This window comes from uncultured Lamprocystis sp., assembly GCF_903933125.1.
Lineage (GTDB): Bacteria > Pseudomonadota > Gammaproteobacteria > Chromatiales > Chromatiaceae > Thiodictyon.
The window spans coordinates 30,706-46,562 of sequence record NZ_CAIZIZ010000411.1 but is presented as its reverse complement, the minus strand read 5'-3'; the positions used below and the strand labels follow the sequence as shown (position 1 = coordinate 46,562).

Here is a 15,857-nt window from a genome sequence, read left to right as displayed (position 1 = left end):
CTTGCCCGCGCTCGACGGGGCCAACTGCAGCAAGTGGCGACGATGATCTCCCTCCATGACCAACACCAGATCGGCCCACCGCATCAGTTCGGGGTCGATCGGTCGGGAGCGATGCGCGCTCAGGTCCAGACCGTGCCCGGCCGCCACGAGTCGGATCATTTCATCCGCCGGATCATCCACGGCGGCGATCAGGCCGGCGGAGCGCACCTCGACCGCCTTGCCTGATCGCGCCAGGCGATCACGCATCATCACCTCGGCCAGCGGGCTGCGGCAGAGGTTTCCAGCACAGATGATCAGCAGGTGGTCGAACATAGCAGACGATCGGATCAGTCGCGGTCGGACAACAGACAACACAATACCCCAGTAACGCGCCAGGGGAAACCAAGACCGGGGCCCTGCAAGGAGAAAGCACAAACCGGGCAAGGTCCCGCGGCATCGACAACAGGTCATGCGCCGGCCGCGTCACTCGACCACCGGATCGAGTCCAGCGTCCCGCGCGCCGGTACCCCGTCCAAGACGCGCCTGGACCTCCCGGCGCAGCTGGTCCGCCGCCTCCCGCTCCGGGAAGTCAGACCCCTTGCGAAACAACAGCGTGAGCTCGCGTAACGCGTCTTCATCACGTCCCATGCGCACCAGGGCGTAGGCGATGTGGTAGCTGATCCCAGGCTCAGCGGCCGCGCGGGACTGGGCATCGCGCAGATAACTTAAACCGTCGGCGAGCTGGCCGGCACGGACCAGTACCCAGCCCAGGGTATCGGTGATCTCAGGCACCGGCAGCAGTGCCTGGGCTTTGCGCGCAAGCGCGATCCCCTGCGCGTCACCTTCCTGAGCATAGATCAATGCCAAATTATTCAACAAAATGGCATTGTCGGGCGTGCGCAAGAGCGCACTTTGATAGATCGCCTTGGCCTCGGCGACCCGCCCCCCGCGGAACAAACCCTCGGCCAAGGCTTGTCTGGCGACCGCATCGTCCGGATGTTTCTCGACCCACCGCCGGAGAAAGTCGGTCGCCGGCCCGACGCCCTGAGCAACCCGCAGGGTTTCATAGGTCCTGACCGCCAGAATGGGCGACTCGCGCAGTTTCAGTGCCCGCTTGAAGTGTTCAAGCGCGCGCGCATCGTCACCGCGCGCGCGTGCGATGGTCCCCAGCAGATGCTCCCCGTAAGGTTCCTGCGGAAAGTCCTTGGTCAAGGCCGTGGCCAAGGTCTCCGCCTGGTCGAGCTTGCCGACCTCGGCGTACAGCTCTCCCAACTTGATCCGGGTCGGAAGGTACCGCGGCTGTCCCTTGACCGCTTTTTCGAGGGACCAGATTGCTCCATTGCGGTCACCCGCCTGCCGTTGCAGGAGCGCCAGTTCAAGCAAACCGGCCGCATGGTAACCAGCCAGACTGGAACCCCGCTGCAGCACCACCTGTGCGGTTGCGCGGTGGCCATTGGCGAGATAGGCCCGGCTCAACGCGACCAACAGCGCGAGATCTTCCGGGTCCGCCGCGCGCGCTTCGACCGTTTCGACCACCGTCAGCGCCGCTTCGGTCTGCTGCATCTTCAACAACAAGTCGGTCAGGTAAACGGCCGCCGGGACCGCGGTCGGGTCCGAACTGACCGCCCGCTCCGCCAATTGCCGCGCCTGCTCGGGCAGGCCCAGCTGCTCGAGCGTCCGGGCTAACAGCAACAGCGCGGAGAGCTGATCCGGGTTGCGGGCCAGCACCAACTGCAAACGGTCGCGGGCCGCATTCGGGCGGTTCTCCCGCAGGTCCAACTCCGCAAGGTTGAGTTGCGCCGGAACAAAGCGCCAGTCCAGGGCCAAAGCGAGATCAAAGGCCCAGCGGGCCGCCGCCCGGTTCCCGGCCGCCAATTGAGCGACACCATAGAGGTTCAGATAGGTGATATTCTCCGGATAGGCATTCAGCAGTTGCGCGGCAACCTTGACGGCCTCCTCGAAACGCCGCTCCTTCAGGCTGGTGACGACCAGTGTCGCGCCCGCCTCCGCATACTGAGGATCGGCCGCGACGACCGCACCCAATTCCTCGATCGCCTGCGCCTTGCGGCCGAGCCCGAACTGATTGACCGCGCGCTGGGTGCGCAACACCAGATTGTCGTCCCCCGCCTCCAGCGCCTGCTGCAGGAACAGCGCGGCCTTGACGTGCTGCCCGTCGCGCATAAAGGCTTCGGCCAGCAGTGATAACACCTGCTGATCGCCTGGCGCCAGACTCAGTGCCGGTTCAAGCAGCCGGATGGCCCGGTCATTCTGTTGCCGATCGAGCGCGATTCGGGCCAAGAGGATCCGCGGGCCGACCGTATCGGGAAATTGATCGAGAAATGGCGCGAGGTAACTGGTTGCCTCGGTCCATTGCTTCAGGCTGAAGTTCACCATACCCGCCAGCAAGAGGGTCGGCGGATGCGCGTCGATCAGTTCACGCGGCAACTGGGAGATCAGCGCCTCGGTTTGACGCAGGGCGGCCTGGGCCGAGTCGACATCGTGCCGACGCGCCTGAATGACCGCCTTCAGATAGAAGGCGCGCGGATCGCGCGGATAAAGCCTCAGTAATTCTTCCGCGGCAGCCAGTGCCTGATCGAATCGATCCAGTTCGAGCAAGGCACTGATCCGGGCAACCTGCGCGGGCAAATAGGCCGGCAGAACCGCGACCGCCCGCTCGAAATCCCGCAGTGCGGCGGGCACATCGCTCAGACCACGCAACAGCATCCCGCGCAGCAACCAGGCACGCGGATTATCCGGGGCCAGCGCGACGGCACGACGCGCGTCACCTGACGCCGCGTTGAGATCGCCTTGCAACATCAGGACATGGACCCGACCCAAGATGGCGCTGACATTCGTGGGATCGCGTTCGCCGGCTTGATCGAACGCCCGTTGGGCGTCGTACAACTGACCGAGCTGCACGTGGGCCTGGCCGCGCAAGGCCAATAGCTCGGCGTCCTCGTCGGCCAGGGTTCCCGGCGGAAACAACTCGCCGAGCAGCTTTTCGGCGTTGCCCTGCAACAGATAGGAACGGGCGCGCGGGATCAGCGTCAATGACTGGTGAGCCCCGAGCCCATCCGCGATCAGGAGTTCTTTCTCGGCCTTGTCACCTTGACCGAGTTGGATGTAGACGCGAGCGAGCAGCAGGTGGCCAGCGAGGGAAAAGGGATCTTGCCGCAGGGCGTTCTTGATGCTGAGATAGGCGGCAGGCGTCTGTCCCGCATTGACCTCGTTCAACGCCTGCTCGTACCAGGCGCCCGCACCTTCTCGCGCCTGAATCGGCGCCTCAAGCACCGGGTCGGTAGCCCAGACCGCGCAGGCCACCCCGGCCGCCAAGGCGAAGCCAGGCAGCAGGAGTGCGCGACTGGGTCCCGAACGCATGCCATCAACTCTGGGCGTCTAGCCCTTCATCTGCTCCTGCAGCAGGGTGAGGATACGCTGCGCACCGGTGGAATTATCCCGGTTGCCTTTCGCATCAAGCACGCTGACGCGCGTTTCGGTGTCGTTACCCTCGACCTTGATCTGATACTGCTTCACCCGGTCGATCCCGTCCTTGCGCCAGAAGGCCAGTCGATCGACGAGGCTCCGCTTCCCGGCCCCCGCGCCATCCGCATCCTGATAACGGACGAAATAGATGCCGCGACTCAGGTCACGGTCCTCCACCGCGAAGCCGGCGCGGTCGAGCGCCGAGCCGGTCATCCGCCAACCGCGGCGGAATTCGTCCGCAATCAGCAGTTGAGGCCCGGCGCCTTCGCTGACCAAGCGCACCGGGGAGGCCGCCCGCGTTGAGGTTGGCGCAGCGACGGTGCCGGCGACGGCGACGGCGGCGGCAGCCTGCTTTTCCGGAGCACCCAGGAACAGCATCAGACGGCGCAGCATCTCCGCTTCCCGCTCCGGATCGCTCTTACCAGGCTGCCAGACAGTCCGCTTACTGTCGCCCAGGGTGCCGGTTTCGAGCTTTTCCTCCATCCCGCGGTGGGTGAGATGGAGCTCCGTGACCCCCGCTGTCGGCCCGTTGTCGATCCGCACGCTGTACTGATCCCGGCTCGACGTGGCATAGAGTCCGTCGGCCACCTTGCGGACCATCCGGGCCAGAAAGCCCCGGGGCACTTCGGCACGATTCTCGATCCAATCTGTTTTCATCACCCCGACCGTGGGGTTCTGATCGACCAGCAGGATGCCCTGCTCGCGCCAGAATGCGACCACCCGCGGCCAAACCTGCGTCGGGGTCGCCTGCACCTCGAGCCAACGGGAATCGCCGCTGCGGCGCAACTGGACGTTCTCGACGGCGGGCAGCACGGCACCCGTCGCGGTATCGCGCTGCCGTTGTGCCCGGCCCCCCGCATACTCCGAGTAGGTGGCCCCGCCGTCGATGGGCGGCACGTCCATCGCGTCATCGAACTTCCCGCTTCTCAGATCCGGGGGCAACTCAAGGTTTTCCTCGGCCTGCCGGCTTTTCTTGTAGGCCAGGCTCTGGTTGGGCAACATTTCCTGAAGGGATGCCGAGCCGCATGCGGTCAATCCACAGACGATCAGCAACGACAGCGACAACAAGACGGCAGGGCCGCCCAGTACACGGGAAGGTCTCAAGGTCCGGGACCTCTCAAAAGGGACGCGCCGTGGCCCGCATCGGGGCGCTGGACCAACCGTCACAGGCAGCCCGCCTGCTCCAGTGCGGCCCGCACACGCGCATGGAATTGATCGGAGAGCCAGGTCAGCGGCAGCCGAATACCGACGCCGCACAGACCCAACTCGCAGGCCGCCCATTTTACCGGAATCGGATTGGACTGCACGAACAGGTCCCGATGCAGCGCGGACAATCGCCGGTCGCAGGCACGAGCGAGCACGCGTTGATCCGCCAGTGCCGCCTGACACATCTCTTGCATCAGTCGCGGGGCAACATTCGCGGTCACCGAGATGTCCCCATCGCCACCCAGCAACATGAAGTCGCAGGCCGAGGCGTCGTCGCCGCTGTAGAGCGCGAACCCTTCGCCGCAGCCCTCGCGCAGGGCGGCGACGCGCTTGAGATCGCCGGTCGCATCCTTGATACCAATGATGTTGTCGACTTTGGACAATCGCGTCACGGTCTCAGGCAGCAGATCGCAGGCGGTGCGGCCCGGCACGTTGTACAGGATCTGGGGGATATCCACGGCCTCGGCGACCGCCCGGTAGTGCAGATAAAGCCCTTCCTGGGTGGGTTTGTTGTAGTAGGGAGTGACCAGCAAGGCGGCATCGGCACCCGCCTCTTTGGCGCATCGGGTCAGCGTGATCGCCTCACGGGTCGAGTTTGCCCCGGTACCGGCGATCACCGGGATGCGCCCATCAGCCAGTTGCAGGGTGCGGGCGATCAGACGACAGTGTTCGTCCTCATCCAGCGTGGCCGACTCGCCGGTGGTCCCGACCGAGACGATGGCCGTGGTTCCCGCGTCCACATGAAAATCGACCAGACGCTTCAGGCTCGCGTCATCGATGCCGCCATCCGCGTCCATGGGCGTAATCAGGGCTACGATGCTGCCGCGAAACATACTGGGGAGCTCCCGCTCTGTAGAAAACTACCACATGGTAGCCTGTGCCAAGGGTTCTGAACAGCCGGACAGTGGTGGATTGCGGAAATAGTCGCCCTACGCGAAGGCGCCTTGACACAAACTCAGCAAGGCCGCCGGAAACAGACCCAGGAACAGGATGGTCAGCCCGTTGACCGACATCACCGCGCGCACGCCGCCGGAGGTGAGGATGGGCGCGTCGGTCGTGGGCCGGTCGAAATACATGAGCTTCACCACCCGCAGATAGTAGTAGGCGCCGATGATGGAAAAGAACACGGCAACCAGGGCCAACCACACCATATCGACCCGCACGACCGCCTCCAACACCAACAACTTGGCCATGAAACCGACCGTCGGCGGAACCCCCGCCGCCGAGAACATCATGATCGCCATCATGGCCGCATACCAGGAGTCGCGGTCGTTGAGCCCGCGCAAGTCCTCCAGATGCTCAACGTCGAAGCCTTTCCGGCTCAGGATGATCATGATGCCGAAGGCTCCCGCCGTCGTCAGAGCGTAGACGATCGCGTAAAACATGGCGGCGGAATAACCCTGCGATGAGCCGGCCAGGAGTCCGAGAAAAATGAAGCCGACATGGGAGATGGCCGAGTAAGCCATCATCCGCTTGATATTGGTCTGGGCGATGGCGACCAGATTACCCAGGCCCATGGATAGCACGGCCAGGATCGCCAACATCCCTTGCCAGTCCGCCTGCAGGCCACCCATGGCGTCGACCAGGAGGCGCACGGCCAGGGCGAAAGCCGCGATCTTGGGGGCGGAACTCAAGAACAAGGCAACCGGGGTCGGCGCCCCCTCATAGACGTCCGGCACCCACATGTGGAAGGGCACGGCGCCGAACTTGAAACCGATGCCGATCACCAGGAAAGCGATACCAAAAATCAGGACCTTGTCTTTCGTCCCTTGCTCGGCAATCGCCTGCGCTACCACGCCAAACTCGATCGAGCCGGTCGCGCCGTAGATCATGGAAATGCCGTAGAGCAGCATCCCCGAACCCAAGGCCCCGAGGACAAAATACTTCATCGCCGCCTCGGACCCGGTCGGCGAGTCCCGGTCAAAAGCCACCAGCGCATAGAAACAGAGCGCCAGGAGCTCCAGACCGAGGTAGAGCGTCAGGAAGCTGTTGGCGTCAATCATCACCAGCATACCGAGAACGGCAAAGAGCCCCAGCGCGTAATACTCGCCAACCATCAGGCCACGATCCTTGAGCCAGGGCTGAGCGTAGACAAAGGCGAAGATCGAGATGACCAGCACCGCCCCCTTGAGCAGGTCGCTCATCGCATCGCGCACCACGTTCCCGTCGAAAAACAACTCCTGCGCACCACCCCCGACCGCCCCGGTGAACCCGATCGCGACGAGTAGACCGATGACTGCCAACGCATGGTTGACGCCTTTGCGCTTATCCTTGAGGTACAGGTCCACCATCAGCACAAGGCTCGCGGTGATCGCGACCACGATCTCCGGCAGGATGGGTAACAGGTTCGCAGCATCGAATGGCATGGGCATATTCCGTGAACAGGCGCCTGGTCAGGCCAAGACCTACCAGGCGCGGCGATGTCGGGTGAGATCAGGCTGTGGACACCTTACCTAAGGCGCCAGAAACGCCACGGGTGCCGGCCGTGCCAGCAGGCAATCAGCAGCCTGCGCGGCGGGCAGTTTGCAGACACTGACCTGGGCGACCAGGTGCTCGACGCTCTTATGCATGACATCGACGAGGGGCGCGGGCCACAGGCCGAACAAGAGCACCACCGCGGCCAGGGCGCCGAGATTGAATACTTCGCGCCGGTTCAGATCAGCAAGTGCTGCGACCTTCTCGTTCTTGACCTCGCCGTAGACCACCCGCTTGACCATCCACAGGGTGAACGCGGCGGCCAGAACCAGCGTCGTGGCCGCCAGGAAAGCGAACCAGAAATCGGCACGGAAGGCCGCGAGGATCACCATGAACTCACCGACAAAGCCCGACGTCCCCGGCAGACCCGCATTGGACATGGCAAAAAAGACCATAAAGCCGCCGAACCACGGCATGGTATTGATGACACCGCCGTAATCGGCGATCTGACGGGAATGCATCCGGTCGTAGAGCACGCCGACGCACAGGAACAAGGCGGCCGAAATAAAACCGTGAGAGATCATCTGGACCATGCCGCCCTCGATGCCCATCACCGCCCCGGTACTCTCCCCGGAATGCCGCAGAAGCGCGAACAGGATGAAGAATCCGAGGGTGACAAAACCCATATGGGCGATCGACGAATAGGCGATCAGCTTCTTCATATCTTGCTGCACCAAGGCGACGAACCCGATGTACACCACCGCAATCAACGACAAGGCGATGATGAGCCAGTCGAGTGATGCGCTGGCATCCGGTGTGATCGGCAGACTGAAGCGCAGGAAGCCGTAGCCGCCGATCTTCAGCATGATGGCGGCGAGGATCACCGACCCGCCGGTCGGGGCCTCGACATGCGCATCGGGCAGCCAGGTATGCACCGGGAACATCGGCACCTTGACCGCGAAGGCCAGCAGGAAGGCGATGAAGATCAGCACCTGAGCGCTCATCCCCAGCTCCAGTTCATGGAAATCGAGAATGCTGAAACTGTCGGCCTGGAAATACATGTAGATGAGCGCGACCAACATGAAGACCGAACCGAAGAACGTATAGAGGAAGAACTTGATGGTGGCGTAGACCCGATTCGGTCCACCCCAGACCCCGATGATGATGAACATCGGAATCAGCATCGCCTCCCAAAAGACGTAAAACAGGATCGCATCCAGGGCGGAGAAGACCCCGACCATCAACCCTTCCATGATCAGGAAAGCGGCCATGTACTGGGACGGCCGATAAGTGATGACGTCCCAGCCCGCCACCATGACGAAGATGGTGATGAAGGTCGTCAGGACGATCAGCGGCATCGAGATACCGTCAACGCCCAGGAAATACCAGACATTGAAGGTCGGTATCCAGGCGCCGCGTTCGACGAACTGCATGTCCGCCGTGGCGCTGTCAAACCCGATCCACAGACCCAGACTGACCAGAAAGGTCAGCACGGCAATGCCGAGCGCAATCCACTTCGACAGGTTCGTATCACGATCGCCGCTCGCAAGCACGACCATGCCGCCGAAAATTGGCAGCCAGATGACCAGCGTCAGCAGGGGGAAAACCGATTCCATCGTCTTTTAGTCTCCTGAGTCTGATCAGAGGCCGACAAAAATCGTCAACAGGGCAACGAGCCCGACGATCATGGCGATGGCGTAGTGGTAGAGGTACCCGGTCTGCAGGTGGCGCACAACCCCAGCCAGGCGTCCGACCGAATGAGCCGATCCATTGACCAGGGCGCCGTCGATGAAGAGCCGATCGCCGCCATTCCAAAGGGCGTTACCGAGCGATTGACCGCCGCCACCGAACACCCGCTGATTGAAATCATCAAACCCATACTTATCCAGGAGGAGTCGGGTAACGGGACCGCCCGCCGCCTGAATCTGCTCGTCCAGTTTCGGATTCCTGGCGAACATGAGCCACCAGATGAAGGCGGCACCGAACAGACCACCCATCGCCAGGTAGAAGGGTAGACCGGTCATGCCGTGCTGGATGAAGGCCCACTGGCCATGCCAGTGATCGGCCAGATGATGCAGGGTGTCGTGCCCATGGTGCACCACGATCGGATGCCAGTCGCCTGACGTGAGCCAGTCGTTCACCAACAACGGCTCGATCGTGAACCAGCCGATCATCACCGACGGGATGGCGAGCAGAATCAGGGGCACGGTCACCACCCAGGGGGTCTCATGGAGATGGTGCCGGGTGTGGTCATCCATGCGCTCCTTGCCATGGAACACCAGAAAGTACATCCGGAAACTATAGAGCGCCGTGATCAGGACCCCGAAGGTCAACAGGACACTGGCGTACCCGGAGCCGAAAATCGTGGCCCCGCTCACGGCCTCGATGATCGCATCTTTGGAGAAGAAACCCGAAAAGCCGGGAAAGCCGATCAGGGCCAGCGAGCCGATGAGCGCGGTCAGCCAGGTGATGGGCATGTACTTACGCAGCCCGCCCATCTCCCGGATGTCCTGGTTATGGTGCATGGCGATGATCACCGAACCGGCCGCGAGGAACAGGAGCGCCTTGAAGAAAGCGTGAGTCATCAGATGAAAAATACCGGCGGCGTAGGCCGATGCGCCCAAAGCCGTGACCATGTAGCCCAACTGAGAGAGTGTCGAATAGGCCACGACACGCTTGATATCACTTTGCACGAGACCGATCAGGCCCATGAAAAAGGCGGTGGTCGCGCCCACGATCATCACGAACGAGAGCGCGGTCTCCGAGAGCTCGTAAAGCGGCGACATGCGCGCGACCATGAAGACACCGGCGGTGACCATGGTCGCCGCATGGATCAGGGCGGAGATCGGGGTGGGACCCTCCATCGAATCCGGCAGCCAGACGTGCAGCGGAACCTGCGCGGACTTACCCATGGCGCCGATGAACAGCAGGATGCAGATCAGCGACATGAGTGACACGCCGCCGAACAGATTCACCTGAGTGTCGGCCTGACCGGGGGCTGCCGCGAAGACCTCCGCGTAGTCCATGGTGTTAAAATACATGGCAATAGCGGCAATACCCAGGATGAACCCGAAGTCGCCGACCCGATTCACCAGAAAGGCCTTCAGGTTAGCGAAAATCGCCGATTCCCGTACCGACCAGAAGCCGATCAGCAAGTAAGACACCAACCCCACCGCTTCCCAGCCGAAGAACAACTGCATGAAGTTGTTGGACATGACCAACATCAGCATCGCGAAGGTGAACAGTGCGATGTAGGAGAAAAAGCGCTGATAGCTGTTCGTGCCCGCCTTGGAGCCATGGGGCCAGTTGTGCTCGTCATCGGCCATGTAGCCGATGGTGTAGATGTGCACCATCAGCGACACGAAGGTCACCGTCGTCATCATCAGGGCGGTGAGCTTGTCGACCAGAAAGCCGACCTCGAAGCGGATGCCGTCCGAGACCATCCAAGTGTAGACCGCATCATTGAAGACGGGCAAGTCGTTCCAGATGAACTGGGCAAGCACATAGAATGACAAGGCGGTGGATAGGCCCACGCCCAGGATCGTCACGCTATGGGCCCCGCGCCGGCCGATCCGCCCGCCGAAGAAGCCGGCGACGAGGGCGCCGATCAGGGGCGCGAGCACGATGGTGAGGTAGACTTTTTCCATCTCTTCGTTGGCTCTTTCGCTAGGGTTTCCGCGCTAGGCCGACAGGGCCTGGTGCGGGTGAAAATAGGTGACAGGATCGACCGGAGTGCTCAGGGTCACCCCTTCAGCCGGTCGAGGTCCTGGACATTGATGGTCCGCCGGTTGCGGAACAGCACCACCAGAATCGCCAATCCGATCGCCGCCTCAGCGGCGGCCACGGTCAGGATGAAGAACACGAAGACCTGCCCGGTCATGTCCTGGAGAAAATGCGAGAAGGCGATGAAATTGGTGTTGACCGCCAGCAACATCAGCTCGATGCACATGAGCAGGATGATCACGTTCTTGCGGTTGAGGAAAATCCCGGCCACCGCGAGGCAGAACAGGATACCGCTGAGGATCAAATAGTCGGAGAGGGCGATCATGGCGGCTACTCCTGGGTTTCGGCTTCGACCACGGCCGGCATCTTGACGATCCGGATGCGGTCCGGTCCCTTGCGCACTGCGACCTGGCGGGCCGGGTCGATGAACTTGGTGTCGATCCGGTGACGCAGGGTGAGCCGAATCGCCGCCACGATCGCCACCAGCAGAATCACCGCCGCCAGTTCGAAGGGATAGACATAGACGGTGTAGAGCATCATCCCCAGGTCATGGGTGTTGTTGACCTCGACCCCGGCGGCCGGCGGCGCGGGAAAGGCATCCAGACCAAAATTGCCGGGGCCCACGATCAGCACGATCTCCACCAGCATGACCGTGGCCACCAGGGCCCCGACCGGCAGATATTTGATGAAACCCGCCCGCAGTGTCGCGATATCGATGTCCAGCATCATGACGACGAACAGGAACAACACCATCACCGCACCGACATACACGAGCACCAGGACAATCCCGAGGAACTCGGCTTCCAACAGGAGCCACAGGGCCGCGCTGCTGACGAAGGCGACCACCATCCACAACACCGCATGGACCGGATTGCGCCGCGTGATCACCATCACCGCGGCCGCCACGGTGATGGCCGCGAAGCAGTAGAAGAGAAATTTCTCAAAGCCCATGGATGTATCCGAAAGCTAGTGTTCAGTCACAAGGAATACTGGAATCGTGCGCCTTACCGGGTCTGGTCGGTCCGCTATCCCGGCTAGCGATACGGCGCATCCGCGGCCCGCGCCGCGGCAATCTGCGCCTCGTACTGGTCGCCGACGGCGAGCAGTTTCTCCTTGGTCATAATGTTCTCGCCGCGCTGCTCGAAGTGATACTCATAAATGCCGGTCTCGACGATCGAGTCCACCGGACAGGATTCCTCGCAGAAGCCGCAGTAGATGCACTTGAACAAATCGATGTCGTAGCGCGTCGTGCGCCGCGATCCATCGGCGCGCGGCTCGGCCTCGATCGTGATCGCCAGGGCCGGGCACGTCGCCTCGCACAGCTTACAGGCGATGCAGCGCTCTTCACCGTTCGGATAGCGGCGTAGTGCATGCAGCCCCCGGAACCGCGGCGAAATCGGCGCCCGCTCCTCCGGATACTGAACGGTGAACTTACGCTTGAAAAGATAAGCCCCGGTCAGCCGCATCCCTTTGAACAGCTCAAACAGAAGCAGGCTCTGCACATAGTCACGCGCGCTCTTCAGCATCGGTCATTCCCCCGCGACATCAAGCGGACCACCAAGGCGGCATCTTCGCGACCACGCCGACGGCGACCACGAGAATCCAGACGATCGTAATCGGGATGAAGACCTTCCACCCCAGACGCATGATCTGATCGTAGCGGTAGCGCGGGAAGGTCGCGCGCAGCCACAGGAACAGGAACATGAAGAAGAAAGTCTTGAGCAACAACCAGTGGAAGCCGTCATCCAGCAGGAAGACCCCGGATACCCAGGCCTGCGGCAAAGGCGACAGCCAGCCGCCCATGAACAGGATCGCCGTCAACGCGGAGATCAGGATCATGTTGGCATACTCGGCCAGGAAGAACACCGCGAAGGCCATGCCCGAGTATTCCACATGGAACCCGGCGACGATCTCCGACTCACCCTCGGCGACGTCGAACGGGGCACGATTGGTCTCGGCCACTCCCGAGATCACATAGACGCCAAACAGCGGCAGCAGCGGCAGCCAGAACCAGGTAAAGACATTCCCGCTTTGCGCGGCGACGATCTCGCCCAGGTTGAGACTCCCCGCGGCCACCAGCACGCCCACCAGCGCAAAGCCCATGGCGATCTCATAAGCGACGATCTGCGCCGCCGAGCGCATGGCCCCGAGCAGGGCATATTTCGAATTCGAGGCCCAGCCGGCGATGATGATCCCGTAGACCCCCAAGGACGTCAGGGCAAGAATATAGAGCAAACCGGCGTGGATGTCGGCGAGCACCAGGCCGGCATCGAATGGAAACACCGCCCAGGCCGCCAGCGCGGGCGTCAGTGAGATCAGCGGGGCAATGAGAAAGAGCGTCTTGTCGGCCTTCGCGGGCAGCACGATCTCCTTCATCATCAGCTTCACCGCGTCCGCGATGGGCTGCAGCGAGCCGCGCCAACCCACCCGGTTCGGCCCGATGCGCACTTGCATATAGCCGATCACCTTGCGCTCGGCCAGGGTGTAGTAGGCCACCAGTCCCAGCAGCGGGAGCACGATGGCGATGATCTTCAGCAGGATCTGGATCACCAGCGGCAGCATATTCCAAAGCTCGATCATTGGCGTCGACTCCTCAGGCCTTGGTCATGCTGACGGGGGCGATCTGATCGCCCAAAGATTCGCTGCCCGCGACCCCGGCCGGGATTCGCGCGCAGCCCAGGGGAATCCGCTCATCAATCACGACCGGGGCGCGGACCCCGACCGCGCCTTGTCGAACCTCCACGCGATCCTCGCTCGTCAGACCCAGGGCGGACGCCTGCTCCGGGTGCAGCGAGACACCGAAGGCGCCCATGGCGGGGGTGCGCTGGAGCGCTGGCGACCGGCGGACCAACCCATCGAGTGCATAGATCGGCACATTGCCGATGCGCATCAGTCCCGTCCCTGCCCCGACCGGCTGCACCCCCCCCAGATCACCCACCGGTGCATTATCGGGCTGGACACCCGCACAGCATGCCGCCAATTCGGCGCGGACAGCCGCCGTATCGCTGTACTCAAACCCAGGCAGCGCCAGCAGGTTGCCCAGGACGCGCAAGACCTTCCAGCCGGGCCGGGCCTCTCCCGGCGGCGCGACCGCGCCCTGGAAACTCTGCCAGGTGCCGTCGGCGTTGACATAGGTGCCGGAGGTCTCGGTAAAGGCGCCGATGGGCAGGATCACATGCGCGACCGCTTCCAGCGCGGGCGAGCGGAAGGCGCTGGCCGCGATCACGCAGTCCGCCTGGCCGAGCGCCGCCATGGCCTGGGCCGGATTGCCCAGGTCCAGGTCCGGCTCCAGCCCCCAGAGAACCAGGGTCGAACAGGGCGCGGCCAGCATCTGCGCGACCGCAAGACCAACCTGACCGGCCGGTCGGGCGCCCGGCCCCACCCGCGGCAAGGCCCCGGCCAGCGCGGCGCCGACGCTGTTGGCCGCGGTCGGAAGGTAGCCGACCCGGCAGCCGCTCGCCGCGGCAATGGCGTAGGACAGGGCCTTGAGCACCGTGAAGTCCGGATGCGCCGCGGCCAGTGCACCCAGCAGGATGAGCCCCTTGCCGCCCGCACCGGCGGCCTTGAGTGACTCGGCAACCGCCTGCTGCGTCGCTGTCGGGACGACGCGGGCGATCCGCTCGCGCAGCGGCCCGCTTACCTGGGCGCCCAGGGCGCCGGCGATGCCCATCAGGGCTTCGACCATCCCATCGGGCGTGACGACCAATTGGGTGGCCGGGTGGGTCAGATCGAGTCGATAGGGGTTGACCAGGGCCAACTGACCACCGGCCAGGACCGCCTTGCGCAGGCGGTGCGCAAGCATCGGCTGCTCCTGGCGGATATCACTACCGATCAACAGAACCCCTTCGCGCGACTCGAGGTCCTCAATACACACCCCCAGCCAGGGCAGCAGCGGATCCGCGCCATCGCCGCGGAAGTCACGCTGACGCAGGCGGTGATCGATGTTCGGACAGCCTAGGGCTCGCGCGAGCGCCTGCGCCAGATACATCTCCTCCAGGGTTGCATTGGGCGCGATCAGCCAGCCGGTTCGCGCGGCGTCGGCGGCCTTGAGCCGCTCGGCCACCAGCGTCAGCGCCTCGGTCCATTCGACCGCGACCCAGGCGCCGTCACGCCGCACCAGCGGGTGCGTCAGCCGGTCCGCCGCGTGCAGTCCCGCGTAGCTGAACCGATCACGATCCGAAATCCAGGTCTCGTTGACCGCCTCGTTGTCTCTGGGGTGGACGCGCATCACCTGACCGCGGCGGATATGGAGCCGCACATTCGACCCCACCCCGTCGTGCGGGGCGATGCTGTCCGCTTCGGTCAACTCCCAGGCACGCGCGGTGAAGCGGTAGGGCTTGGAGGTCAGCGCGCCTACCGGACACAGGTCGATAATATTCCCCGATAACTCATGCGAAATGGTGTGGGTGACGTAGGTCCCGATGCGCATGTCCTCACCGCGCCCGGTCGCTCCCAGTTCACGCACCCCGGCAATCTCGGCCCCGAAGCGCACGCAGCGGGTGCAGTGAATACACCGGGTCATCTCGGTGGCGATCAGGGGACCGAAATCCTCGTCCATGACGACCCGCTTACCCTCGGTGTAGCGCGACAGGTCGCCCCCGTACCCCATGGCGACGTCCTGCAATTCACACTCGCCGCCCTGATCGCAGATCGGACAGTCCAAGGGGTGATTAATCAGCAGGAACTCCATGGTCCCCTGCTGGGCCTCGATGGCCTTGGGGGAGCGGGTCTGCACCTTCATGCCGGGGCCGACGGGAGTGGCGCAGGCCGGCACCGGCTTGGGGAACGGACGCCCGCCCTGCTCCGCTTCCACCAGACACATCCGGCAGTTGGCGGCGATGGAGAGCTTCTTGTGATAGCAGAAACGCGGGATCGCGATACCCTCACGGTCCGCGACCGCGATGATCATCTCGCCCGGCGCCGCCTCGCAGGCGCGACCGTCGATCTCGATGGTAAGCTTATCCGTCATTCCGGTCTCTCAGTCGGCGCCACACGCCGGGTCTCGCGAACCCGCGCCCAGATGCGGCACAACTCCGAAGGGTATGGGGTGG

12 protein-coding genes are annotated in these 15,857 nt (G+C 63.4%); all 12 read right to left on the bottom strand.

The window, feature by feature from the left end; all coding sequences use genetic code 11:
- The coding region (locus QZY03_RS21970) for a low molecular weight phosphotyrosine protein phosphatase (protein WP_295584619.1) at positions 1–312 on the bottom strand (312 nt) is incomplete at its 3' end.
- Between the two features lie 150 nt (positions 313–462).
- A complete protein-coding gene (gene prsT, locus QZY03_RS21965) occupies positions 463–3,357 on the bottom strand; it encodes an XrtA/PEP-CTERM system TPR-repeat protein PrsT (RefSeq protein WP_295584617.1) in 2,895 nt (964 codons plus the stop codon).
- Between the two features lie 18 nt (positions 3,358–3,375).
- The gene (bamC, locus tag QZY03_RS21960) at positions 3,376–4,464 is read right to left on the bottom strand and encodes an outer membrane protein assembly factor BamC (RefSeq protein WP_295584616.1); all 1,089 of its coding nucleotides are present in this window, start codon (positions 4,462–4,464) and stop codon (positions 3,376–3,378) included.
- A 161-nt stretch (positions 4,465–4,625) separates the two neighbouring features.
- Entirely contained in the window at positions 4,626–5,501 is an 876-nt protein-coding gene (dapA, locus tag QZY03_RS21955) for a 4-hydroxy-tetrahydrodipicolinate synthase (protein ID WP_295584615.1), read from the bottom strand.
- Between the two features lie 96 nt (positions 5,502–5,597).
- On the bottom strand, positions 5,598–7,034 hold the full coding sequence (gene nuoN, locus QZY03_RS21950) for an NADH-quinone oxidoreductase subunit NuoN (RefSeq protein ID WP_295584614.1): 1,437 nt from the start codon (positions 7,032–7,034) through the stop codon (positions 5,598–5,600).
- 87 nt (positions 7,035–7,121) lie between these two features.
- Positions 7,122–8,699, bottom strand: coding sequence for an NADH-quinone oxidoreductase subunit M (locus QZY03_RS21945; RefSeq protein ID WP_295584613.1), 1,578 nt, complete (start codon positions 8,697–8,699; stop codon positions 7,122–7,124).
- Between the two features lie 24 nt (positions 8,700–8,723).
- The gene (gene nuoL / locus QZY03_RS21940; RefSeq protein WP_295584611.1) at positions 8,724–10,730 is read right to left on the bottom strand and encodes an NADH-quinone oxidoreductase subunit L; all 2,007 of its coding nucleotides are present in this window, start codon (positions 10,728–10,730) and stop codon (positions 8,724–8,726) included.
- Positions 10,731–10,825: 95 nt separating this feature from the next.
- Positions 10,826–11,131, bottom strand: coding sequence for an NADH-quinone oxidoreductase subunit NuoK (nuoK, locus tag QZY03_RS21935; RefSeq protein ID WP_295584610.1), 306 nt, complete (start codon positions 11,129–11,131; stop codon positions 10,826–10,828).
- Between the two features lie 5 nt (positions 11,132–11,136).
- A complete protein-coding gene (locus tag QZY03_RS21930; protein WP_295584609.1) occupies positions 11,137–11,757 on the bottom strand; it encodes an NADH-quinone oxidoreductase subunit J in 621 nt (206 codons plus the stop codon).
- Positions 11,758–11,840: 83 nt separating this feature from the next.
- Complete coding sequence (nuoI, locus tag QZY03_RS21925; protein WP_295584607.1) at positions 11,841–12,332, bottom strand: NADH-quinone oxidoreductase subunit NuoI; 492 nt, start codon at positions 12,330–12,332, stop codon at positions 11,841–11,843.
- A gap of 19 nt (positions 12,333–12,351) precedes the next feature.
- Positions 12,352–13,386 carry an NADH-quinone oxidoreductase subunit NuoH gene (gene nuoH / locus QZY03_RS21920; protein WP_295584605.1) on the bottom strand — a complete coding sequence of 345 codons (1,035 nt, stop codon included), beginning with the start codon at positions 13,384–13,386 and terminating at the stop codon, positions 12,352–12,354.
- A gap of 13 nt (positions 13,387–13,399) precedes the next feature.
- Entirely contained in the window at positions 13,400–15,775 is a 2,376-nt protein-coding gene (gene nuoG, locus QZY03_RS21915) for an NADH-quinone oxidoreductase subunit NuoG (protein WP_295584603.1), read from the bottom strand.
- Between the last annotated feature and the right edge of the window lie 82 nt (positions 15,776–15,857).

Excerpts from the sequence above, each read along its gene's own strand:
- nuoL (WP_295584611.1), bottom strand. The coding sequence starts at position 10,730 with ATGGAAAAAGTCTACCTCACCATCGTGCTCGCGCCCCTGATCGGCGCC.
- nuoI (WP_295584607.1), bottom strand. The coding sequence starts at position 12,332 with ATGCTGAAGAGCGCGCGTGACTATGTGCAGAGCCTGCTTCTGTTTGAG.
- nuoN (WP_295584614.1), bottom strand. The coding sequence starts at position 7,034 with ATGCCATTCGATGCTGCGAACCTGTTACCCATCCTGCCGGAGATCGTG.
- bamC (WP_295584616.1), bottom strand. The coding sequence starts at position 4,464 with ATGTTGCCCAACCAGAGCCTGGCCTACAAGAAAAGCCGGCAGGCCGAG.
- nuoG (WP_295584603.1), bottom strand. The coding sequence starts at position 15,775 with ATGACGGATAAGCTTACCATCGAGATCGACGGTCGCGCCTGCGAGGCG.
- nuoH (WP_295584605.1), bottom strand. The coding sequence starts at position 13,386 with ATGATCGAGCTTTGGAATATGCTGCCGCTGGTGATCCAGATCCTGCTG.
- prsT (WP_295584617.1), bottom strand. The coding sequence starts at position 3,357 with ATGCGTTCGGGACCCAGTCGCGCACTCCTGCTGCCTGGCTTCGCCTTG.
- QZY03_RS21930 (WP_295584609.1), bottom strand. The coding sequence starts at position 11,757 with ATGGGCTTTGAGAAATTTCTCTTCTACTGCTTCGCGGCCATCACCGTG.
- nuoK (WP_295584610.1), bottom strand. The coding sequence starts at position 11,131 with ATGATCGCCCTCTCCGACTATTTGATCCTCAGCGGTATCCTGTTCTGC.
- QZY03_RS21945 (WP_295584613.1), bottom strand. The coding sequence starts at position 8,699 with ATGGAATCGGTTTTCCCCCTGCTGACGCTGGTCATCTGGCTGCCAATT.
- dapA (WP_295584615.1), bottom strand. The coding sequence starts at position 5,501 with ATGTTTCGCGGCAGCATCGTAGCCCTGATTACGCCCATGGACGCGGAT.